This window comes from Prevotella sp. P4-51 (genome assembly GCF_002251455.1).
GTDB lineage: Bacteria > Bacteroidota > Bacteroidia > Bacteroidales > Bacteroidaceae > Prevotella.
Window position 1 is genome coordinate 1 of sequence record NZ_NPJM01000052.1, and the last position, 23,609, is coordinate 23,609.

14 protein-coding genes and 2 pseudogenes are annotated in these 23,609 nt (G+C 44.1%); 9 read left to right on the top strand and 7 right to left on the bottom strand.

What is annotated here, in order from left to right; all coding sequences use genetic code 11:
- Nucleotides 1-668 precede the first annotated feature (668 nt).
- The 6 genes and pseudogenes from CIK94_RS07820 to CIK94_RS07845 all read right to left on the bottom strand — a co-directional run.
- Nucleotides 669-956 (bottom strand): annotated as a pseudogene (locus CIK94_RS07820) (Fic family protein); the annotation flags it as partial.
- Nucleotides 957-1,443: 487 nt separating this feature from the next.
- Nucleotides 1,444-3,129: a hypothetical protein gene (locus tag CIK94_RS07825; RefSeq protein WP_254046169.1), complete on the bottom strand. Its 1,686-nt coding sequence runs from the start codon at nt 3,127-3,129 to the stop codon at nt 1,444-1,446.
- A gap of 4 nt (nt 3,130-3,133) precedes the next feature.
- Entirely contained in the window at nt 3,134-5,125 is a 1,992-nt protein-coding gene (locus tag CIK94_RS07830; RefSeq protein WP_094422452.1) for a hypothetical protein, read from the bottom strand.
- Nucleotides 5,119-7,137, bottom strand: coding sequence for a P-loop NTPase fold protein (locus tag CIK94_RS07835; RefSeq protein ID WP_254046170.1), 2,019 nt, complete (start codon nt 7,135-7,137; stop codon nt 5,119-5,121). The genes CIK94_RS07830 and CIK94_RS07835 overlap by 7 nt, the downstream gene beginning before the upstream one ends.
- Nucleotides 7,138-7,139: 2 nt before the next feature.
- The gene (locus CIK94_RS07840) at nt 7,140-7,751 is read right to left on the bottom strand and encodes a hypothetical protein (protein ID WP_094422454.1); all 612 of its coding nucleotides are present in this window, start codon (nt 7,749-7,751) and stop codon (nt 7,140-7,142) included.
- A 14-nt stretch (nt 7,752-7,765) separates the two neighbouring features.
- A complete protein-coding gene (locus tag CIK94_RS07845) occupies nt 7,766-8,728 on the bottom strand; it encodes a ComEC/Rec2 family competence protein (RefSeq protein ID WP_144008342.1) in 963 nt (320 codons plus the stop codon).
- A gap of 171 nt (nt 8,729-8,899) precedes the next feature.
- Between CIK94_RS07845 and CIK94_RS07850 the strand changes: the two are divergent.
- A pseudogene (locus tag CIK94_RS07850) lies at nt 8,900-10,063 on the top strand (IS4 family transposase).
- A 127-nt stretch (nt 10,064-10,190) separates the two neighbouring features.
- Here CIK94_RS07850 and CIK94_RS07855 read toward each other — a convergent pair.
- Entirely contained in the window at nt 10,191-11,453 is a 1,263-nt protein-coding gene (locus CIK94_RS07855; protein WP_094422458.1) for an ATP-binding protein, read from the bottom strand.
- A 184-nt stretch (nt 11,454-11,637) separates the two neighbouring features.
- Here CIK94_RS07855 and CIK94_RS07860 point away from each other — a divergent pair, with 184 nt between their 5' ends.
- The 8 genes from CIK94_RS07860 to CIK94_RS07895 all read left to right on the top strand — a co-directional run bounded on the left by CIK94_RS07860 (nt 11,638) and on the right by CIK94_RS07895 (nt 22,738).
- The gene (locus CIK94_RS07860) at nt 11,638-11,925 is read left to right on the top strand and encodes a hypothetical protein (RefSeq protein WP_094422460.1); all 288 of its coding nucleotides are present in this window, start codon (nt 11,638-11,640) and stop codon (nt 11,923-11,925) included.
- An 847-nt stretch (nt 11,926-12,772) separates the two neighbouring features.
- The gene (locus CIK94_RS07865; RefSeq protein WP_144008343.1) at nt 12,773-14,113 is read left to right on the top strand and encodes a hypothetical protein; all 1,341 of its coding nucleotides are present in this window, start codon (nt 12,773-12,775) and stop codon (nt 14,111-14,113) included.
- Nucleotides 14,106-14,753 (top strand): murein L,D-transpeptidase catalytic domain-containing protein, encoded by a 648-nt coding sequence (locus CIK94_RS07870; protein ID WP_158216538.1) that lies wholly within the window; start codon nt 14,106-14,108, stop codon nt 14,751-14,753. The genes CIK94_RS07865 and CIK94_RS07870 overlap by 8 nt, the downstream gene beginning before the upstream one ends.
- A gap of 394 nt (nt 14,754-15,147) precedes the next feature.
- A complete protein-coding gene (locus tag CIK94_RS07875; protein WP_158216539.1) occupies nt 15,148-17,427 on the top strand; it encodes an SEL1-like repeat protein in 2,280 nt (759 codons plus the stop codon).
- Nucleotides 17,428-17,567: 140 nt separating this feature from the next.
- The gene (locus CIK94_RS07880) at nt 17,568-18,890 is read left to right on the top strand and encodes a TolC family protein (protein ID WP_094422469.1); all 1,323 of its coding nucleotides are present in this window, start codon (nt 17,568-17,570) and stop codon (nt 18,888-18,890) included.
- Nucleotides 18,891-18,917: 27 nt separating this feature from the next.
- Nucleotides 18,918-20,042, top strand: coding sequence for an HlyD family secretion protein (locus CIK94_RS07885; RefSeq protein ID WP_094422472.1), 1,125 nt, complete (start codon nt 18,918-18,920; stop codon nt 20,040-20,042).
- Nucleotides 20,039-21,736, top strand: a complete 1,698-nt coding sequence (locus CIK94_RS07890; protein WP_094388763.1) for an MFS transporter — start codon at nt 20,039-20,041, stop codon at nt 21,734-21,736. The genes CIK94_RS07885 and CIK94_RS07890 overlap by 4 nt, the downstream gene beginning before the upstream one ends.
- A gap of 135 nt (nt 21,737-21,871) precedes the next feature.
- A complete protein-coding gene (locus CIK94_RS07895) occupies nt 21,872-22,738 on the top strand; it encodes an AraC family transcriptional regulator (RefSeq protein WP_094422474.1) in 867 nt (288 codons plus the stop codon).
- Nucleotides 22,739-23,609: the final 871 nt, after the last annotated feature.

Here is a 23,609-nt window from a genome sequence, read left to right on the forward strand (position 1 = left end):
GAATACCATATATTTATTGGAAGGGTGAGAAATTATTGTTAAATGAAACACCACATCTATTTACCTCATATAATGTAGATGAAACAAAGCCTGAAAGTTTGTTCCAAGTCGATTTTTATAACTCATTTCTTGTAAGGAAGAATAAAAACATCTATCTTTACAGTTAGATATTTAGCTTTGCAATAAACTATGAGTATATTATACGGAACAAAAATAAACCAACTGCTTGCCAATACCGCACCGACAGGATTGTTGTTTGCTGACTGGCTAAAGAAGAAAGGCTATTTAGTCCAACTGTAAAAGAAATACAGGGACTCTGGATGACTGACAGCGATGTGCAAAGGTGTGATGTACCGCATGGGTGGGCGTTTGAATGCTTATGACGCCATAGCGTCATATAACAAACAGATGGGTGGTACGATGCTGTAAGAATTACTGCAAAAATAGTCGCACAATATAACTATTTTTGCAGTGATTTCATTCTGTTCTTTTATTTCTAACCAAGAACTCTACGGATTACCATATATCCTTATTAGTCTATTTTGTGTAAATACACATTATTAACGACTACAAAGTTGTTCTTATTCCGAGTGCAAAGTTACGATGACTATTTCAAACCATTATTAAACGATTTACTTTATGACTCATTCCGCCAACGGGTATTTTCTCTAAAAATACGTCTTCACAGCAAACAAGAACTGCTCTATAAAGATTTTCTTGAAAGCAGCAATGTTATTCTGTTCATAAAACATGAGCATAGCCTTCTTATAGTCGATGGAGTCAACGGTTCGGAAAGAAATCGGGCAATAGCCATTTGCTATTAAGATAGCATTGCTTGTGATTCTTGCAGTCCGCTTGTTGCCATCTACAAAGGCTTGAATATACGATAATAGCACTAATGTCAAGAGTGCTTTCTCAAAAACATTATCTTTTCCATTCACCAATGTACAAGTATCTCTTTATTTATTAATCGGCTCAAATTTACTCATTTTTTATCAATAATTGGGTTTGTTTGAGTCGATTTTGTGTATGTTTAACGGGTTTTTGAGCCGATTCGGCAAAAACATCTTGGGGAATAGACGAAACGGGAAAGATAAAACCAAACTAATAAAACTTCACAATGGCGGCTCTTGTTATGCAGGTGAAAGGCTTCCAATTTCAAGGTAAGGTCTTGCGCCAGTTCTGCGCCATTTTTCGTGCAAAATAAGCGAAAATGCTTAAAGACGGCACTTGAATATCAACGAGTTACAGAAGATGGTAGAGTGGTATAAAATCCATCTCTCTCCGCAAACAAGGGTGTAAATCAACGAGTTACGTGAATTATACCCTTTATTACACCAAAAAATGTAAGGTTGGGTGTTTTCTATTTGAATAGTCACAAGCACAGCTTCAATTGTAAAAAAGAGTGGTGGACCATATTCCTTCTCTGTGCGAGCCCACTCATCACAGCCCTTTCCTATCCATTATCTTCAAATTCTCAAAGACTTCATCAAACCAACGTGTCTTTTTCAACTCATACCCAACCTTTCTCGCTTCTTGAAATATGTATTTATTGAAAGGAAACACTTGATTTAACTCAAACTCTTCCTTATACTCAATATAGCTATTTATTAGATAAGCCAAATCCAACTTTTCAGCAGCAAAGAAATTTTCTAGTCTCATCAACTGCTCAATATTCACCATCACTACATCCTTCACTTCGTAATCTGCTGTAACATTCTTTTCACTAATGATTCGTTGAAACTCTTTATTTAGCAAATAGTTCGGGCCTTCCACATCAAAACAATCATCGAAGTATACTATTACGGGATAGACAAATATCACACTATTAGGAGCTGACTTATCAACTTCTCTCAATATACTTGGTAACTTTTCGACAATCACATTTGCCAACTGCCCAATCCCTTTCGCATGCCCCTTGGAATTTGCGACATACTTCTCAAAAATTGCTTTTTTTATCGTCTCATAATCACCGCTTAATTTCTTTTTTGCAGCCATCTGAACATCCTTACATTCAAATACGAATATCTTATTTCGACGTCTCAGATAATAGTCTGGCATTCCCTTTCCCAGAGCCTTTTCCAGTTCTTCTCCACTATAATTCACATAATTCAAACCAAAACATTTTTTCATCAAGGAATAAAAGAGGAACCGTTCCGAGAACTCCTCACCTAAAAACGACCGAAGATTAGCATAACCCATTGTGGAATCCAACACTCCCCTCTTAACTAAAGCGTCCTTCATATCAAAAAGAAGTCCGGTATATGCTTTATCCAGAAACATCTTCATAAACATGAAGTTGTAGATATTGGGCCCTGTCTTAATCAGAGGCTTTTCCTTCATCATCAGAAAATCCATATCATGTTGATAATGCGATGGATTTAATGTTAACGAATCATAGAATCGACTAGCATCCTTCTGATTCTCACCAATAGCCATTCTGCAATTGGAGAAATCCTCTTTCCCCATTTCCAGAAAAGTCAGGAAGATCTCATCTAAATAATACTTGGCACTGGGTATATCCCTTTCTTTGCAGAATTCATCAACATATTGTGCAACCCGAGTGTTAAACTTTGGGAATTCTATCAAGAGCATATAGCACTTTATCATCAACAGCCTATAATCTCTTGGTGCTTCAATATTATTACTCTTCAAGCAATCTGGCATATAAGACTCTACAAACTCTTCTGCCTTCATATTGTTGTTAGGCAGCTTCTCATTCATTGCCAGACGCTCATCGCAACAGAGCATATATGCCAAGAACAGGTTCGACAAGTCATCCTCTGTCAATTCTTCATTTCTCCCATTATAACAAGTCAAAAGTCTGCTAATAAGCAGAAGCATAGCATATTTATCTATAAGGGCATAGTTCCCAAGGTTATATTGTTGAGCATACTGACCAACAGGATTCTTTACATCATTTCGCGTTTTCATTATCCATGGTGCCCAAATGTCGAAATCATGCTCACCAATAAACTGATTCACCTTCTTTGAGAGATTATATGAAATAAGTTCTATGGCAGTGTTTGATGGGACATTAGCCAACAAGTCTTCTATCTTATCGTGTCGGTCTGGATAGACTACGCTATAAGACAACAATACCTGCTTCTGTAATTCCATCTTCTCCATAACGTTAACCTTTATTACCATTCATCATCCTTACCATTCTGCGCTCTCTATAGAAATTATATGACCCCGTGGTTACGTACTTTGTCTCTAGCAGTCGAGCCAGCAGTTCGTCGTTTGAATTTGATTCCTTCACAATTAGCATTAATTGTTCAAAATCTAAGAACCAACTATTGAAGAAAGGATTCGTTTTGGAGTCACCATTGACTCTCTCCTCATTCAAGTATGTCAACCACTTCTGCAAATCCTTATTAAATTTCTTCACATCCTTAATGGTTTGTTTATCTGTACCATCATACTCTGCCGTCATCGATTTATTACACATTTCATCCATGATGCACTTGATAAGCATCCTGTCTTGTAGTGGTCCAAATGCACCAAGGCATACCGAGATACATTCAGCAGTTCTGTTCTGTTTCTCTACTCTTGTCATATTACCCTTTCCGTCATCCAAATCCACATGCCCATCCTTAATCAAAATGTGTGATGTTCTGAAACACTGAGCTTGCGAATCAATGAGACTCCCCAACAAATCTGCCATTATTTTGAAAGTATCTCCAGACTTTGCCTTTCTGGTCAGGCTTTTCTTCTTCATCTCAAACAGCATGATACCTTTTGTGGACTCAACCACAAGATCAGCTTCACCCTCTGCCGGAGGAATATAATCACCACAACAATGAGTAATGCCTTTTTCGTCAAGTTTCTCGTTGATATAATACTCTATCAACTTACCAACTTCCTTATCTATGTCCTTCTGTTTATCGTCTTTCTCCTGATTGCGAACAACTGTCAATAAAGTCTCAAACCATCCCCATGAACCTATTGTAGCTGGCATGGCGTATATCTTACCATTAGTTTTTATCAGCGGCTTGTTGGCGGCGTTCTCTTTTTCTTCATCCAATGGCGTTCTGAAACCATTATTCAATACGTCATCACCTGTCGCGACATCATCTAACAATTGGTCAATAGTCTTGATTTCCAGTTCATTCAATTTGTCTTTTCTTAGCTCCACACATTTCAATGCATCCGCAACAGAAAGGACATAGTTCATCAATCGCTCATATTCATCAAATGTGTATCCGTTTCCCAACACCCTTCCTGTATCGTGCATATACATAAGCACACGTTCACAGAACATTCTGGTAAACCAAACAGAATGTTGCGTCAGTCCAAAGATGCTCTCCTTATACACCAAATCCCTGAAAAACTCCACCGTGTCTCTGTCTCTGTGGAATAAATCTTCCCATACATTTCCGAAGTTCTGTACAGGGTATTTAAGGAAACAGTAATTAGTCGCTAGTTTTATAGCTTTTCCAAAAGCCTTTGCTGCCTCGCTATAGCTACCTCCGTCTGCATTGATATTTGCCAAAGCTAAGTTTACAAGATAATTGTATGGTTTTACTATTGTCACATCCTTTGGATTAGGCATATTGCCATTCATATCGGTCAAGAATCTTCCTTCTGGTTCCAAATATTCCATTTGCGACAACAGCATGTTCAAGAATCTTCTTCCACCTGCCTCGCGAATCCAGTTGATCAAAGCATCATAGACTATATCGTCATTCTCTGTCACATAGTCACAATCCTCTATCTTTATCTTGAGCCCAAATTTCCGCAACGTCTTTGCAGCCGCTGCACGTCTATGCTCCTTATCATATTCTTTCAGCCAATCTGTTTGTGGCAAAGGCATTTCTTCACTACAGGCCGCTATCACGTCTTGCCAACAAGTATCACTAAAAGTCTTTATGGCACTTTGATTCCAGCCAAGATGATTATGAATAATCTCCACTACATCTATATAGCGTTGGTTATCCACACCATCTAGTAGCTGCTCTCTCTGCAAGCCTTTACCCAACCTCTGAAAATCCCTATACAAAAATATTTCATCACTGTCTGATGGAAGTAGTGCTTTGATACGCGCATCTACATTCCCAATCTTTGTGGTCACGGGCTTAAGCAAGCCATCAACAATCTTCTTGAAATCTGCTATTGTCACCATCGCTTCCTATTTTTTATTTTCTTAATCACCCCCTTCAGACAGTCTTCAATCAGAATATCTGCATAGGTTGTTTTATTTTTTTGTTTCTGTGCCAAGGCCTGCTCTAGATTCCTCACGAACGGCAATTCCGCATCATATACTTGGGGATATGGAACCTGTTGTAAGAAACGTCCGTTCAGAATTTGATAGAGAGCCATCACTTCTTTAGGCTGTATTATATTCACTTTATTAACTATATCCTCCATCGGAATATGACTTAATATTGGATAACTCAGGAAATCCGGTGTCTTTGTGTCACCATACTGAATAGTCAGTCTATTGGCTAAAGAAGGTAGGTCTTCGTTAAACTGACGGCGTGCCTCTTTAATATCATCATTAAGGTTTTTAGCAGCTATTTCATCCATTTTTTTTCGCTCATATTCCACGACCCAACGACTTTCTTTTGGAATATCGTTCTCTAACACATCCAAATTCATCTTATCGAGCAAACTTAGAGAAGAAACATTTGCATACATCTTGTCAATGCCACTGACAATTTTTGTTTGCATATCCTTCTGAGATAAAGAGGTAAGCGAACAGAAATGCTGAAGATATGTAGCGGAATTAACGTATGCCATATTATCACAAAATTTTCCTTCTTCCACATACTGCGCCAACTGTATTACAGCGTCCACCATTTCTTCATTACTCATATTCCACTGCGAATGCATTAATTTCTCCAACAATGAGTATGCGGGATTTGTACTATTCCTTTGTTCCTGACTCTTATATCCTTCCCACACCGCTTTCAGAGCGTCCTTATCCAAAGACATGCCCGCCGTAACAAAGTCAAACATCTGCGGTGAAACAATGACAGGGAAATCATGGGCTTTTACCAACTTCTCAAAGATATACGTAACACGGCGGTTTGTATATTCGCGTTGTTTTTCTTCCTTCTGTTTCTCAACAGCCTCATCTTCTCGCATTTCATCCAGCAATCCGTCCGCTTTCCGACCACCGTCATCAAACTCCCAATCAATTGTCGACAATTCAACATATTGAGAAAACTGCGACCTGTCTTTGTAAGTTAGACGGTCTTTTTTATACTCAATCGAAACGCCTACTGTGCTAGCCCACAACGACAAGAGAAATCTGTCAGCCAAATCTTTGTTTTCATTTTTCAGAAAAACATTGCAAACCTCATAAATCTTGCAGAAATGAGCCAAAGCAAATTTCAATATTCGGATGTTATGCAATTCAACACGTAAGCCTTTGTCTTCTTTATATGATGGAAAACATGGGTCAATCACCTTCACCGCCTTTTGAGCCGTCATGAACTCGGTAAAAGGTGAAATACAGTTCTTTCCACATAATTCCTTAAAAATGGATACTACATCAGGCTCATAAACCAAGGTTTTCTCTATCACCTTTTCTTTGAACACAAGTTTTGCCTCGTCCTTTTGCTGCATATAGGAGTTGTTGGCTATCACTACCACCTTATAGCCTCGGTGTTCAACCAGATCATTGATAGCTCCCAAAAGAGTATGAACGTCAATTGTATCTATCACGCGTTCTATATCATCAAGAATGATAACGGTTTTTTCTGTGGGAATAAGTTTATAAAGCAAGCCACTATTGTTATTGACCAATGTTTCCACGTCCACAAAATTTCCTAGCCATGATATCTTAGAAGCGAATTGTGCCCCTTTGGCTAAGGCCTTGCCAGCCTTCTCCTTTCCCAAACTAGATAGCCACGATTTCTTTTTCTCCTTTTTTGTTCCGTCAACTTCGTTGTTCTCTGGCCGTTTGTAATTATCTGCTATTCGAAGTGGCATTTCATTAACCGACTCAATACCGAATAATGACACCTTCACAGGATTCCATCCATCCTGTTGCAAGGCAGGCATTACCACTTTCTCTATATGATAAGTCTTACCACAACCCCATTCGCCCGACACCATCAAAGCGCCGGTACTTTCCATTGACAGATAGTTTCTTATACCGTCTAACATATTATTGTTTATTGGTTCCATAATCACTTTGTTTTTAAATATTCAATCAGTACCTCTCTTGCATAATAATAACCTCTCTCTTTACAGCGTCGTCCTATTAAGATGATTACAGCTAGGGCAATTAGCCAAACCCACCATAAGTCGTAAAACTTAGGCATGATAATACTAGCTGATACTATGGCAAGAGTTAACATAACGCGAGAAAAGGCATATTGTGCATTGAAATCTGGTACGCGAGTCTTTTCATTCGAATTTGAGTAAGACATAGCTTTGCCAAACATTTTTCCTTCGCAGGCTTTATCGTCATCAAGTTCTTGCTTCAAAAGCTTAACTGCTTTCTTGTACTCATAAAAACGAATACTTCCAAACCCTGTATAATTTCGCGTCTTGCTACAACAATTTGGTTTGGGTGCCTTTAATAGTTTATCTGAAGGCTTGTCTCCCATAAACCAATAATACAAAGGCTCTAATAACGCACTTAATGCATTTAGCATATAGCCCATCACGTATGCTAAAGACAACAATACAGTCACATTGATGTCGTTTATATCCCAATCAATTACTATTGAAAGGACAAATAATAAGACAACACCACTAATCAATGTACTAAGCACATCGTAATACTTGAAGTTCATAATCTTTGAATCTATTATTGTTTGTTTCTTAATGCAATTGCAGGATGTTTCACTGGTGCACTTTGATAAGTTAATGTTCCACTTTTTGAGGTGGAATATACATTACAGTGTTTACTAAGGAAATGCACAACAGCCCGATTTGGGTGCTTTTTGCTACCCTTGGCACTAATAACAGCACTTGATGGTTTTAGCATATTAATTACTTCTGTGGTCAAATTATGCTTGCTTCCATGGTGAGGTACTTTTAATGTACTACCAGGAATATTTTGAGGATAATCTTCAACGGCATCCTTCAATGTAGCACTGCATGCATCACCAGCCAACAAAAAGTTTCGGCCATTAGGGTGAAAAAGTAAGATCAAACTTGACATATTAGTAGGCGAATCCTCCTTTACTTCATCCATCACACTTTGGGCTTCTTCCTCTGTAGGCAATTCGTCTTCTGCATAGTTTTCTGCATCTGCCTCATCCTCTAACTCGGCAAAGTTTATAGCCATTTGATAGCATGCATCTTGGAAGAATCTCGATCTCGGGCCAATTACCATCAAAGGCATACCCACGACATCTAGCCCTAAAGTTGGTTCAACTAAATGGGAGTACCTTATTGCCTCATCTATCAAATTTCGAGTCGGATCAGTAGGGTGATTATAAACAGCCTTAGCAGCTCTTTCCAATTCACCGACATTATACTGCAACCTTCTAATATCATTTCGCATAAGGATGTCCGGTCTGCGAATAAAAAAATTGCAGATTTCCACCTGTGAATCGGTAAGTAAATCAAAGAATCCACCTTTGTGATCTTTATCAGGATGAGTGCAGAAAGCGTAGTCAATAACATATTTATTGTTCTCCTTATGCTTCACATAGACTTTGACTTTATTTGCATCACCAACATTCCCAGCATCAACCACCGCAGTCCACCACCGATAGCCATCATGGTAGTTGACTACTATAGCGTCTGCATCCTTAACATCCATTATCGTAACTTCGTATTGCATATCGTAATATTTATTATTCATTAGTCACTACTGTCCCGTTAAAGTGGACTAATCGCTCTTTGAATTAACTGAAATACAGTCTAATAGGTGGTATTTTGGAATGAAACGGACTTTATTTCGTAACTTTGCAGTCAAATTCAAATGACTGTTATGTTCCAAGACAAAAACGTTTTTGCCCAACTCACCGCTTTTTTGAACAGAACTCAGTTTAACAACTATGTTCGCAAGTATGATGGAAACCGCTATGTGAAGCATTTCACGTGTTGGAATCAGTTGCTTGCAATGATGTTTTGCCAACTGAGTAATCGAGAGAGTTTACGAGATCTGATTGTTGCTTTTTAAGCACATAGAGCAAAGCAATACCATCTTGGATTAGGACGTAAGCCTATTGCGAAAATGACATTTGCTTCTGCCAATCAGAATCGTGACTACCGTATCTTTGAATACTTTGCTTTCTATATGATGGAGCAAGCCAGAAAGAAACGTGTGACGGATATCTTCAAGTTGCAAGGCGATGTGTATGCTTTCGACTCAACTACCATTCCATTGTGTTTGTCGGTCTTCTGGTGGGCAAAGTTCCGTAAGAAGAAGGGAGGAGTAAAAGTACATGTGCTATATGACCTCGAATCTCAGGTTCCAGCTTTCTTCCACATCTCTACAGCATCAGTTTACGACTCAAGGGCAATGAAAGAAATTCCTTATGAATCAGGTTCTTACTATGTGTTTGACCGTGGATACAATGCATTCAAGGAACTTTTCAAAATACATCTACATGAATCGTTCTTTGTTGTGCGAGCCAAGAAGAATCGGCAATACAAATGCTGTAAATGGAGGCGCAGGTTGCCAAAGAATATATTGACAGATGCTGTGATTGAATTCACAGAATACAATTCATACCGAAAGTATCCGGAGAAACTCAGAATCGTCAAATTCTATGATGAAGAACAAGGTAGGTAGTTTGCCTTCCTGACAAATGCTTTTCATCTAACAGCTCCTGAAATCGCCAACCTTTACAAGAACAGATGGCAGATAGAGCTGTTCTTCAAATGGCTAAAGCAGCACCTCAAGATCAAGAAGTTTTGGGGTACTACAGAGAATGCTGTGAGAATCCAAATCTCATCGGCAATCATAGCCTATTGCCTTGTTGCTATCGTACAACATGATTTGCAACTTAAGCGATCAACTTATGAGGTTCTTCAGATTCTAAGCATTTCTCTTATGGATAAGACACCACTCGTTGATCTCTTCGAAAGGACTGATTTCAATAATGTCAAAGAACTCGGTTGTCCCCTCTTTCCGGGGTTATTTGATTAATATTTAACTGGTCCCGATTTTAACGGGACACTAATGATCTAGCTTATCAAGAAATATCTGATTGCGAAGCTTTGCTCGTTCCAAAATATCTGGGTACTTTATCACTTCCGTATATATATTGTGGTGTTTATACTCTCTCCTCCATGTATTTCTCCGGGTCGCGCAAAAAATCCATAAGATTTATAATATACACGCCTTCTTCATTCATGTAGGTAGGTTGTATCCCATTTACAATTACGATTCTGCGAAATCCGTCGCGAAGTTTACGTAGTGAGGCCAGTTCTTGATCCCGTTTTTCTTCTGTTTCCATCGCATAGGCAGATTGGATGTATACTCGCTCATAGCCACGGTTGCAGACGAAATCGATTTCCAGCGTCTTGCGCTGACGGGATCCATCCTCGATTTTCACTTCGGTAAATACCTGTCCTACATCCACCTTCATTCCAATAGCACGAAGCTCGTTGTAGAGCATATTCTCCATCATATGCGTTGGTTCTACTTGCCGAAATCCTAATCGGGCATTTCTCAGTCCCAAATCCTCAAAGTAATACTTAAACGGCGAATCTATGTATTTTCTTCCTTTAATGTCATAACGAATAACACGTTCCAACACGAACGCATCCTCCATATATTCCAAGTAGAGACGTATGGTATCCACCGAAATGCTACTATGCTTTACACTTTTAAAAGTGTCTGCAATCTTTGGAGGATTGGTCAGACCACCCACACATGATGCCATGATGTCCACTAATTCTGACAAATCGCTATCTTGACGAACTTCATATCGCTCTTTTATGTCACGCAAATAAGTATGCTCCATCTGCTGTTCCAGATAACTCACCTTCTTGTTGACATCGTTTTCTAAAACGACCTGTGGCAATCCTCCATAGAGCATATATTCACGAATCATATCTTGCGAATAGTCATCACGGAAATCTGCTACTTCTCTGAAGGTCAATGGACGCACGTGTATTTCATCTCCTCGTCCACGAAACTCAGTGATTACATCCTTAGACAGGAATTTTGCATTAGAGCCAGTAACAAACACATCCACATTGCTTATGCTTAGGAATGAGTTCAATACATCCTCAAACTCGCTGACCATCTGTACTTCATCCAGCATAACATAATATTGACCGTCTGATGAAAGACGGCTATCTATGTATTGAAGTAATGCGTCGGGGTCTCTCAAACTTTTATTCAGTCGGTTCTCCAAATTTACCCCTATGATATGGTCTTCTTTCACTCCTTGTTTTATGAGGTAGTTCTTGAAAAGGGTGAACAACAGGTATGACTTGCCGCATCTGCGCATTCCTGTTATCACTTTTATCAACCCATTCCCACAACTGTGGATAAGTAGATCCAGATATTTATCTCTACGGATTTCCATATTTCTATTTGTTTATTTTGTGTAAATACACATTATTAACGATTACAAAGTTAGCCTTATTCTTTTGTACACGCAAATTTCAAGGCAAGAAAATGAGTCAATGGTAACATTTTTAACTCTTACAAAGCAGTTTTTCCTTCATACAACCCCGATAGACATTATCAATAGTTGAGGCATCTCAAAGATGTATGCTACCCAAATTGTCAAGAATGTCAATGGCGAAGACTTCACTATGGCGGCTCTTGTCATGCAAGTGAATGGTTTCCAATTTCAGGGCAAGGTATATATTGCTTTGGATGAAGGCTCTGATTACTACCGTATCTATGGAGAAAAGGATGGAACAACAAAAGAATATCATCATGATATTGCTTTTGATGAGCTTGGCGATATACTTGACTCAATGATAGAGACTGGAGGTATGACCAAGGAAGAATACCAAGCAAAGGTAAAGGACTTTGTTTGTAGCCTCTAACATCAGTATTTTGGTGCAGAGTTAGTGTTAAACACGAGAAGTTTATCTTTATTCTAATTGTTTTATACTAACTTTGTACCAATAATAGGATATAACGCTACATCGTGCTACAAGACGCTACAAGTAGGCTACATATTTCAATGCCTATAAAAGTTATGTAACATCTTGAAAATCAATATTGCTACATGAAGATACAACTTTCAGAGTCATATTTGACTTATAGGCATTTGAATAATAAAGGTAAGATAGTGGTCATGGTGTAGTATTATCCCCCTTTCATAAGGGCAATTCATAAACATAATACAAAGGCTATGAGATGATAAACAGAAAACAATGGCAACCGACTTGTTTAAAAGTAAGAAGCGAGTGTCGTAATGCCATAATCTCCTCAAAGATTTGAGGGGTGGAGTAGTAAATAGAGTCGATAGATTTCTTAAAATAGTTAAATTGTGTAACAAAAGTCATTCATACACAGTGTTTTAAGACGTTTTGTCTTGCGCCAGTTCTGCGCCATTTTTCGTGCAAAATAAGCGAAAATGCCTAAAGACGGCACTTGAATATCAACGAGTTACAGAAGATGGTAGAGTGGTATAAAATCCCTCTCTCTCCGCAAAGAGTTCAATGAGCAACATCGTTGAACTCTTTTTTTATGCTCTGAGCGGGCAGGCTTCTTTTATGTTTTTGATTGTAAACAGAATTCCGCCTTATGTTGTGGGACACTCGTTTATGTCGTTTTATACACTAACATCACCATTTCATACAAGCATACCTTCGTGCTCATTACCATTACAAAACAAAAGGCTATCTTTGCAACCAGATAATAACTATAATAAAAGCAATGAGCAATATGCAGAAAATTATTAGAATAGTCTTGCCCTGGGCTTGCTTTGTACTCATAGTCTGGGTGTGTTGCTTTAGAGGCTCCGATTACATCGATTGGAGATGGTTGGTAGGTGCTGTTGGCATTAGTGCTGTTTGTTATGCGATGTTGTATGTGAAACGACATAAGATGCTTGGCAAAATAGAAGAGCATCGCAATCAGTTGAAGCAACAGGCGGAAGAGGCTATTGCGCCCGAATTGGAGAATAATAATGGCAATTGGCTGAAGAAGGACATGTTAAAACGTCGCATGATAAGGGAATATCTTGAAAAGAATACCGATTATTATGCTGATGTTGATGGCAATGACTCTATTAGGAAGGTGCAGGATTGGATATCTTCTCTGGAGTCGAGTATTTTCTTGCTTTTCTTGCCTTTTGGGGGAATAATCTTTTGGGGAATCGTTTTTATACTATTTGCATTATTACTTCATTGGTCGTTTCCAATCCAAATGGCTATATGTGGCGTAATGTCCGTTGTGGCAAGTGTCATTCTGATATGGCGGCGCAATTATGTGCTGGCTCCGATAGCCATTGGTCTTGTTGTAATGTTTCTTTATGGGCTTTTTAATGCAGGAATAGATGGAGTGGAAATGCCGGCCTACCACATGGTGGTGGAAAACGAAGGAAATATCTTTCTTGCCCCATCGCATGCGGGTTACACCATGTGGGGTAGCATCGTGATACTATGTGTCACAATTATTTGCCTTGCTTTATATCCTTCTTTGAAGAAAAAAGCATTGGTGATTTACGCGATATTAATCTTAGTGGTCGTTGAGGCAATACGTTACGGTGTTCATATGGACGTGACGCCCGCTATTCCCATCTCATACTCGTATTATCTGTATGTCTTGTTGTGTGCCGTCAATGCCGATTTGGCGGTTATGCTCGGCATATCGTATAATGCAGCGTTTATACTATTGTTCGTTTTTTTGGTATGGCTGCTTCCTGTAATCTTTGCCCTGCCTGCTTTCGTAAGGTCCTGGAAGGGGATGGGTGAACTTAAAGAGCGGTCACCGTTGTTCAAGAAAACAAAATACAGACGCCAATACTACGCCTGTCTCACGTGGCTGATAATGAATGCCTTGGCAACAGCTTTAGTATGGGGACGATTTATTGGTATATCTGCGGAAGAGTGTGCAGAGATATTGATAAAAGACCCCCAAAACTTATCCAACTTTATCGGTATAGGATATTTTGCAAAGAACTTCATAGTCTATTGTGCGCCAATCTTGGCCAGCGCTCTTATCAGCTGGATATTATTTGCTATCACTAAACAAAAAATTAAATTGAATGAAGACAATGAATAAGAAATATATCGTATTGTTAGTGGTCTTACTGTTGATGGCTTGCATTCCTTTCGTCCCTCCAATATATCAAAGATATACGAAACCATTGTATAAGAATTACATCGATGCCAAGGAATGGTATGGCAAGGTGGATTGCGAGAATTTGTCGCAAGTAAGGGACTATTGCGATAGACGAGGGTATAGCACGGATTATTATATCTTGGTCGATTTCTCCATACCTTCGGGCAAGAAGCGGTTCTTCATATATGACTTGCAGAATGGCAAGCGCTTGATGAGTAGCTATTGTATGCATGGCAGTGGCAAAGGAAATACAGATGCCAAGCCTAAGTTCAGCAATGAGTTTGGTAGTGGCTGCTCCAGCCTTGGGCGGTATGTGATGGTAGGAAAGGGGCGTAAGTTTAAGAATTGCATCCGCCTTAGAGGACTTGACAAGACGAACTATTTAGCTGAGACTCGTGGTATCTTGATTCATTCGGCGGGAAAGGTGACGAGATTTTCTGGTGAAAGGGAGTATATTCCATTAGGTTCAGAGAGCCTGGGTTGCTTCACGGTATCGAGGGATTGCGTGACTAAAGTGATGGAGATATATCAAGGCGCTTCAAAGCAAAGACCTGTGATGATTTATGCTAAATATAACTGATATAGCCTTTGAAGAGTATGGCGATGTACTTGATTCAATGATTAAGAATTGAGGTATGACCAAGGAAGAATAACAAGCAAAGGTAAAGGACTTTGTCTGTAGCCTTTGACATTAACTTTTTTACGCAAAAGGTATAAACAGTTGTAGGACTTTTTATAGTAACAGGGTACTTGGCTTGGTTATAGAACCATGAAGGTGTTACTACGGAGCCTTCTCTCTCTACAAATTCCCTGTGGTAGACATTATTTCGTAAAAAAAGATGGGGCTGAACGCTTGTTATGCCGAGATAAATCCCTACATTTGCATTTGGTGTATTAGTCTGCTGACGGTCGCTCGTTTGGCCGACACCTATTATAATATATATAGTGCAAATGATATTAGATATACTATTACTATGGGGCTATTAGACTTTTTGAAACGCGGTACCGAGGATGTTGGCATGGAAGCCAAGAGGGTCTATGACGAAGCCGAACAGCTGTATAAGGCTGGGAACTATGACGATGCCGTGAGATTGTATGAAAAGGCGTGGAGCAAATACCCTGATGTGGGTGATTTCTACGGCCTTTTGGCTTGTTATATCCATTACAACGACGCATCCGGCAATGAGATGCGTTGTTGCGAACTGGCCCGCCATGGTGCCGAGAAGGGCAATTCGCAAAGCATGTACCGTTACGCACTCTTCCTTGATACTGGCCATGGATGTGCTGAGGACAAGGCTGAGTCGCGCCACTGGCTGGAGAATTCTACCGAACACGGCAATCCCGACGCAGCCTACGCCTTGGCCTCCCTGTTGTATGACGAAGTCAAGACCAATCCACTGCTGCTCGACCGCTGTTACCGATTGACCAAAGTGTATGCCGACCGTGGACATGAGGGGGCAAAGATAAGACTGGACGAGTGGTTCGGCCCCATTAGGGATGACGAGTGGCAAGGCTTCACCACCGCCCGTATGGCCCAACGTGGCTACAACTGGCTGTGTGGCAGAGAGGGATTTCAGCAGAACCTTGCGCTCGCCATGCGATGCCTGCGTGCTGCCGCCGAGCGTGGCGATGCTGCGGCACGCAGTAATCTTGGCTGGTGTTTCGAGAAGCAAGGTGACTATGCGTCTGCCAACGATTGCTATATCCTGAGTGCCAGCCAGGGTTGCACCACAGCCATGTTGAATATTGCCACCAATCTGCACAAAGGATTGGGCGCCCCCAAGGACGATGCCGGTGCGCGTCGCTATCTGCGTATGGCCCACGATGCGGGAGACGAGCGCGCCAAGAAGCGCATGGCTCAGTATTTTCCCGAGGATGAATTTCGCGAGCTGTCGGCTGGCATGACCGCCGAGGAGATGAACAAGCGTGCATGGGCTTACCTGAAAGGCGTAGACAACTGTGAGCACGATGCCAAGAAGGCGGTCTTGTGGTTTGATGCTGCAGCCTCTCATGGCCTTGTTGCGGCCTGGTATGGTCGTGGAGTCGCTCTGGATGAGCAGAAACTCTATTCCGAAGCCTTTGCCTCTTATCTCCGTGGGGCTGAGCAGGGCAACGCCAAGTGCATGTTTACTGTAGGCATCCGTTACGCCGAAGGCAAGGGATGCAAGCACGACGATGCCAGTGCCCAGGCATGGCTCCTCCAAGCCGATGAGACGGGCGAACCAAGAGCCAAGGACAAACTCTATGAACTCTATCCCGAAGTGGAGCGTGAAGACAAGGTGCAGTTTATGCTGGACAATATGCCGACCTGCATAGATGAAGACTTCTCTTCTGAAGAGTATGATGTTGAGGCTATGGCACATGATCTTGTCAACGACGAGGACTATGAACTGGCACGAGAACTGCTGGACGGCTATTTCCAGGAGATTGACGGCGGCGCCCAGCCATCCTCTTGTCATGAAGACCTGCTGCTCTATCTCGCTTGGGTATGCTACAAGGATGGCGACGGCAGCGACGCTCAGTCTCCCCACCACAATTTCCGCCTTGCCCACGATTACCTGATAGATATTGGCGATGACTTTGATGCCTATTGTGACGACAGTTATATGAAACTGGCTGAGCTGTACTATGCTTGCTATACCTGCTATGAAGACTATGACTTGAAGCACGTTCCGAGACACCGCAGCAGAAAATGGTATGGCCGCAAGGCGTATGAATATTATAGCCAAGCTGCCGACGAGGGCTTCCCGATGGGAATGTACTACAAAGCCCGTTTTCTCATTGATGGCGATGTGGTGGAAAGCGACTTCAACCAAGCCTTTATGCTCTTGAAGGAGAGCGAAGAGGGTGGCGACGCCGAACCCCTCTACTGGCTTGGCAATATGTATTATTACCCCGACTATGGGCGAGTAAACAAAGATGCGGCACGCGATTATTACGAGCGATACGTGGCTCTGGAGGAAGAGCGCGTCGAAAGCGAAGGCTGCATGTCGGCCGATTTTGCACAGGCCTCCTGCAATCTCGCCCATCTGTTGCTTCAAAACCACTCCAACGCCGATGACTACCAGGCACGCCAGTTGCTCGATAGAGTGGTCGACAGCCACCATACCGTCGCAGACGCCCTGTTTGGATATATGCTCTACGAGGGGCGAGGCGGTATGAAAATCAAGGCAACCGGACTCGAGTTCATGCGTAAGGCGGCAACCAACGGCGACTCTATGGCCAGACAGTTCCTGCGCAATTATGGGTATTGATGAGCTGTTATAGTCATAATTGCATACAGCTATCATAGAAACATGGATAAAGGGAAAATGTGAACAACTTGTGATATTTTATGAATATGCCTAAGCGATAATTAATCAGTAACTTTGCAGCCGAATTATCAAAGTTAGGTATGAAAAGAATATTGTTCACATTTTCCTTGACACTTCTCTTGTGCCATGCCATGGCGCAGGAGACGCTGTCTCTGGGTCAATGCCTGCAGATGGGCATTGAGCGAAATCTAAATCTGAAGACTTATGAAGGCAATGTGCTTAAGGGCAAGCACGATGTCAGTGAAAACCGTGCCCGTCTGTTGCCCCAGATTAATATCGGCGCCGGACTCAACGACAATTTCACTCCCCCAGTATCGGTGACCGACGGTAGCGCTTATGGCAAGCCTTACAATGTTACCAAGACGTTGCAGTACAATTCGTCGGCAAGCATCCAGCTGCAGATGCCGCTCTACAGCCAGACGGCACTTACTGCCCTCGACATCGCCAAGACCCTCGACCACCTCAACACGCTCTCTTACGCCAAGGCCAAGGAAGACCTGATAGTGCAAATTAGCCAGATGTACTATCTCGCCCAGAATACCGAAGAGCAGATAGCCATCATCAAGGACAACATCAAGCGTCTGGAAGAACTGCGCGACATCACCCAGGCCTTCCATGACAACGACATGGCGCTCGGCGTCGACGTGAAGCGTGTCAATGTCAATCTCGAGAACCTCAGCGTGCAGTATGACAATGCCAAGGCCATGCTCACCCAGCAGTATAACATGCTGAAATATGTCATCGACTATCCCGCCGACAAGACCATTGCCGTAGAGAAAGCCGACATCGAACAGATAGACATGGCGTCGCTCACCGGACTCAACGAGAACCTCTATGAGCTCCAGCTGCTGCAGACCCAGCGCACCCTCGCCGAACAGAAGAAGAAACTTGCCAAAGACGGATACCTCCCCACGGTTGCCCTCACGGGCAACTGGACCTACGCAGCCTTTACCGACAACATCAGGAATTGGTTTCATGCCGGTGAGTCCAACCATTGGTACAAGTCCAACGGCATAGGTGTGTCGCTGCGCATCCCCGTGTTCGACGGTTTTGAGAAGCGGTCGAAGATACGTAAGGCCCAGGTGGATATCGACAATGCCCGACTCTCCTACGAGAATGCACTGAAGGGTATGCAGACCCAGTATGCCAACGCCGTCAACGACCTGGCCAACAACAAGCGCAACTTCAGCAAGCAGCGCGACAACTACCTGCTTGCCGAGGAGGTATATAAGGTCACAAGCGACAGATACCGTGAGGGCATAACCTCGATGACCGAGGTGCTGCAGGACGAGATGAGCATGAGCGACGCCCAGAACAACTATCTCACCGCCCACTTCAACTACCAGGTGTCCAACCTGACCCTGCTCAAACTCACTGGCCAGCTGGACAAACTCATCAAATAATAGAAACTTACAAACAACAACATAGAAATGGAAACAAGCAATAACCCCACCAACAACAATACCAGCAACGACACCCCCAACCAGTCTACCCACGAAGTTACCGCCGCCCAGCTCAAGCGCCAGCGCATACGCCAGCTGCTTGTAAGCCTTATCGGTGTGGCCATCCTCGTATGGGGCATCGTGAAGATTGGTTGCATGTTTATGGACTACAAATCTAATGAGAAGAGCGATGACGCACAGGTCGAGCAATATATCTCGCCCGTCAATCTGCGCGCTTCGGGATATATTAAGAAGATTTATTTCAAGGAGCATCAGGATGTGAAGAAGGGCGACACCCTGCTGGTGCTCGACGACCGTGAATACCGCATCCGCGTGATGGAAGCCGAGGCTGCCCTCAAGGATGCCATGGCCGGTGCCAATGTGGTTGACGCTTCGCTCCAGACCACCCAGACCTCTGCCACCGTCTACGAGGCGTCGATAGCCGAGATAGAGATACGTCTTGCCAAACTGGAGAAAGACCGCCAGCGCTATCAGAACCTCGTGGCCCGCAATGCCGCCACCCCCATCCAGCTCGAGCAGATTGAGACCGAATACAATACTACCAAGAAGAAGCTCGACGCGACCCGCCGACAGCAGAAGGCTGCCTACTCGGGCGTGAACGAGGTGCAGACACGCAAGAAGAATACCGCCGCAGCTATCGAGCGTGCCGAGGCTGCCTTGGAGATGGCCAAGCTCAACCTCTCTTATTGCGTGGTGACCGCTCCCTGCGATGGCAAACTCGGCCGTCGTTCGCTCGAAGACGGACAGGCTGTCAACGCCGGTCAGACCATCACCTACATCATGCCCGACACCCAGAAGTGGGTCATCGCCAACTACAAGGAGACCCAGGTGGAGAAGCTCTATGTGGGCCAGAAGGTCACCATGACCGTCGACGCCTTTGATGGCAAGGAGTTTGAGGGCCGCATCACCGCCATATCCGGTGCCACAGGTTCCAAGTACTCTCTCGTGCCCACCGACAACTCTGCCGGCAACTTTGTCAAGATTCAGCAGCGTGTGCCCGTCAGGATAGAGTTTGAGGGAATATCCAAGGCCGACAACGACAAGCTGGCTGCAGGAATGATGGTCGTAGTTAAGGCTCAACTCAAGAAATGACACAAGCAGAGATATACACGGCAGTGCCCGCGCATCTGCCGAAGAATTTTCCGTTCTACAACTGGGTGCCAAAGCCCCTTGGCATAGCCTTTCTCGTCATACTATTCATACCTATCATGACGGTCAGCGGTGCCTACTCCGTCAATAGCAGTGAGATGGTGGGTGGGCTTGGCATCCAGTCAGAACACATCGCCTTCATCAGTTTTGTCACGTCGATAGGCATGGCTGCGTTCTCGCCGTTCTTCTACCAGCTGGTCTGCGTGCGACGCCAGAAGATGATGAGCCTCGTGGGCTTCTCGATTCTGGCGGTGCAGAGCTACATCTGTGCCAACACTGACAGCCTGTTCATTCTGGCTCTCAACAGCCTTATCATGGGATTTGTGAGACAGACGCTGCTCATGTGCAACCTCTTTACCCTCATCAAGTATGGGTTTGGTATTGAGGCCACGCGCAATGTATCGCCAGGCAACGAGCCGAGCGATGAGGCTGGCTGGGATGCGCTCGACACCGAGAAGAAAGCGAGCCAGCCCATCATCTACTTCTTCTTCATGCTGCTCGGACAGATAGGTACGTGGCTTACGGCGTGGTTTGCTTACAATTACCATTGGCAGATGGTCTATTATGCCATGTTGGGCTCCATCCTCGTGGCGTTGCTCATCACTCTGGTGTGCATGCCCTACAACCCTTATCCCACCAAGCGGTCGCCCTTGTCGTTTTCCAAGTTCGGCAATGTGGTGGTGTTCTGCCTCATGTGCTGTTCCTTTATATATATTATGGTATATGGCAAGGTCTACGACTGGTACGACGACGCCTCCATCTGCTGGGCCACGGTGATTTGCGTGGTGTCGACCCTGCTCTTTGTCTATCTTGAGAAGACGCGGCGCTCGCCTTACTTCATGCTCAAGGCGTTTCGCTCGCGCAGCATCCAGGGCGGCATACTGCTTTTCATCGCACTGATGATATGCAACTCCAGCTCCATGCTGGTCAACATCTTTGTGGGCGTGGGCATGAAGACCGACCAGATACAGGTGGCAGCCCTCGGCAACTGGGTTTTGTTGGGCTATTTCATCGGCCTCGTCTCTATCCTGCTGCTAAACAACAAGGGCGTGCACTTCAAGTGGTTCTTCGCCCTCGGCTTCATACTGATTGGGGCAGCCTCGCTGTTCATGTACTTTGAGGTGCAGACCGACGGCATGCTCGAGCGCATGAAGTGGCCCGTCGTCATCCGTGCCACGGGTATGATGCTGCTCTATTCGCTCATTGCCGTCTACGCCAACCAGCGCATGCCCTACAAGCTGCTGTCCACCTGGGTGTGCATCATGCTCACCGTGCGTATGGTGATAGCCCCTGGCATAGGTTCGGCTCTCTACCAGAACCTCTTTCAGTATCGCCAGCAGTATTACATTACCCGCTATGCCCATGACTACGACCGCACCGATGCAGCCACAGCCATGACCTACGACCAGACAGCCCGCGGAATGCAGTATCAGGGCAAGAGCGAGACCGAGGCACAACACATGGCAGCCATCTCTGCCAAGGGCAAGGTGCAGGTGCAGGCCACCATCTCCGCCATCAAGGAGATATCGGGATGGACCATCTATGCCTGTATCATCTTCGCTGGACTGATGCTCGTGGTGCCTTGGCCCAAGCGCGACATATCCAAGGACACGCGTGAGTGGTTTGTCAATTATTAGACAGTCAGCCACTCTGGCTTCAATACATAAGACACGGTGAAAGCAATATTTGTAGCGCGATTTGTTACAAATGTTGCTTTCTCTTTTGTCGTGTTGGATATTTTTGCTATCTTCGTCGCCGACAATCGTACACCTATGCAGAACGACAACAACATCACGCTCCTCGAACAGCAGATGGCCAACAATGAAGACATCTGTTGCTCCTGCGGCAATATCACTTCCTTCCCACAAGCCTTCTTCGACCGCTTCCACGTGACCGATGTCGGCATTATCGTATGTACTTCGGGCAGCTTCTCCTTCACTTGCGAAGGGGTGGAGTATCAGGTGGCTACGGGCGAGACGGCCTTCCTCTCCCACGGCGTCAGCTTCACCGTGACCCGCCACAGCACCGACTGCTCCGTGGTCATCATCCTCTATCGCGTCGACTCCATCCGCGACATCCTCGGCAACACGGTGGTGGGCATGAAGTTCATGGAGTTTGTCAACCCCAAGCCTTGCCGCGTGATGCACACCGGACATGAAGACGAGCTGACCTACTACTCCCAACTTCTGGCTGCGGGCAATGGCGATGCCAATGTGTTTGCCCTCAACGAGCGTCGCCTGCTTCTGCTCTCGCTTACCTACAGGCTGTGCAGCATCTTCCGCGCCCTTTCTACCGATGGCGACAACGAGCCCAGCCGCAAGCTCGAGACCTATATGCGCCTCATGCAGCTCATCGACAGCCATTATGCCGAGGAGAGGGGAGTGAGATACTATGCCGATAGGCTCTGTCTGTCCCCCAAATACCTTACCATGCTCGTCAAGTCGGTGTCAGGCAATACCGTGCAGCAGCTCGTGTTCAAGGCTATTACCAAGAAGGCGGTTTCGCTGATAACCACCACCGACAAGAGCATCAAGGAAATCGCCGACATTCTCAATTTCCCTAATGCTTCAGCCTTCGGCACTTTCTTCAAGAAGCAGGTGGGCATGTCGCCCATCAACTATCGGCAGAAGGGAGGCTGATATATCGGGAAAATGGGAACCTTGTTTTCCGACAGTCATCGCCGCTGTCAGTGCCAAGGCAAAGCCTTCAGAAGTAGCCATGGGTTTTCGTATTTTTATATCCTTACTGGTGGCGACCAGTGTCGGCTATATCTTTTTTATATAGCCGCTTTATTCGCTTAATGATAATCTTAATCCTGTTTGCAGTCCAGCTTGTGGACTTGTAGACTGCATTTGCTGGCGCGTGACGGCCGTTACGTGCTTCCGCTTCGTATGGCGCGTGCTTCCGCTTCGTCCGATACGTGCTTCCGTTTCATTCGACGCGTGTCGCCAAAGGTGGTCAGCAGCTGCGTGGAGGTACCCTCCAGCGTCGCCGAGGTACCCTCCAGCGTCGTAAAGATGGTCAGCAGAGTAGGGGAGACGGCTGGCAGGCCGTAGAACGGGGATGTTATGTGTGAGAGGCGCATTTGCGTCGTGGCATCTATGGTCGTGAGGGAGAGGGCGGACATCTGCATCCGTCTGTCGCTGAAAGAAAAACATGGGAGTATAAATGAAGAAAACCAGCAGATGCCGGTTTTTGCTGATAGTGGGTCTTCTTATGGTAAGACCCACACTCTGGGGTAAGATTATGATTATCAATGCGGAGACTAAAGGGCAACTTGGTTTTTGCTAAACATTTGCGCAGATAAAATGAGATTAATCAAAAATTTCCTAAAGAAAATGATAAAAAATGCAATAAAAGCCGTAACTTTGTACACAATGACAGGTCTTACCATAAGAAGACCCGCTAAGAAGACAAAGATACAACGCCGCTAAAGAGGTGAGTATGCTGTGCGGGTAAGTTCCGCAGACTTAAGACGATTAGCCAACTTTATCTCCACTGGCGATATAT

Excerpts from the sequence above, each read along its gene's own strand:
- CIK94_RS07830 (WP_094422452.1), bottom strand. The coding sequence starts at position 5,125 with ATGGTGACAATAGCAGATTTCAAGAAGATTGTTGATGGCTTGCTTAAG.
- CIK94_RS07880 (WP_094422469.1), top strand. The coding sequence starts at position 17,568 with ATGAAAAGAATATTGTTCACATTTTCCTTGACACTTCTCTTGTGCCAT.
- CIK94_RS07845 (WP_144008342.1), bottom strand. The coding sequence starts at position 8,728 with ATGGATGTTAAGGATGCAGACGCTATAGTAGTCAACTACCATGATGGC.
- CIK94_RS07825 (WP_254046169.1), bottom strand. The coding sequence starts at position 3,129 with ATGGAGAAGATGGAATTACAGAAGCAGGTATTGTTGTCTTATAGCGTA.
- CIK94_RS07895 (WP_094422474.1), top strand. The coding sequence starts at position 21,872 with ATGCAGAACGACAACAACATCACGCTCCTCGAACAGCAGATGGCCAAC.
- CIK94_RS07860 (WP_094422460.1), top strand. The coding sequence starts at position 11,638 with ATGTATGCTACCCAAATTGTCAAGAATGTCAATGGCGAAGACTTCACT.
- CIK94_RS07870 (WP_158216538.1), top strand. The coding sequence starts at position 14,106 with ATGAATAAGAAATATATCGTATTGTTAGTGGTCTTACTGTTGATGGCT.
- CIK94_RS07885 (WP_094422472.1), top strand. The coding sequence starts at position 18,918 with ATGGAAACAAGCAATAACCCCACCAACAACAATACCAGCAACGACACC.
- CIK94_RS07840 (WP_094422454.1), bottom strand. The coding sequence starts at position 7,751 with ATGAACTTCAAGTATTACGATGTGCTTAGTACATTGATTAGTGGTGTT.
- CIK94_RS07865 (WP_144008343.1), top strand. The coding sequence starts at position 12,773 with ATGCAGAAAATTATTAGAATAGTCTTGCCCTGGGCTTGCTTTGTACTC.
- CIK94_RS07835 (WP_254046170.1), bottom strand. The coding sequence starts at position 7,137 with ATGGAACCAATAAACAATAATATGTTAGACGGTATAAGAAACTATCTG.
- CIK94_RS07875 (WP_158216539.1), top strand. The coding sequence starts at position 15,148 with ATGGGGCTATTAGACTTTTTGAAACGCGGTACCGAGGATGTTGGCATG.
- CIK94_RS07855 (WP_094422458.1), bottom strand. The coding sequence starts at position 11,453 with ATGGAAATCCGTAGAGATAAATATCTGGATCTACTTATCCACAGTTGT.
- CIK94_RS07890 (WP_094388763.1), top strand. The coding sequence starts at position 20,039 with ATGACACAAGCAGAGATATACACGGCAGTGCCCGCGCATCTGCCGAAG.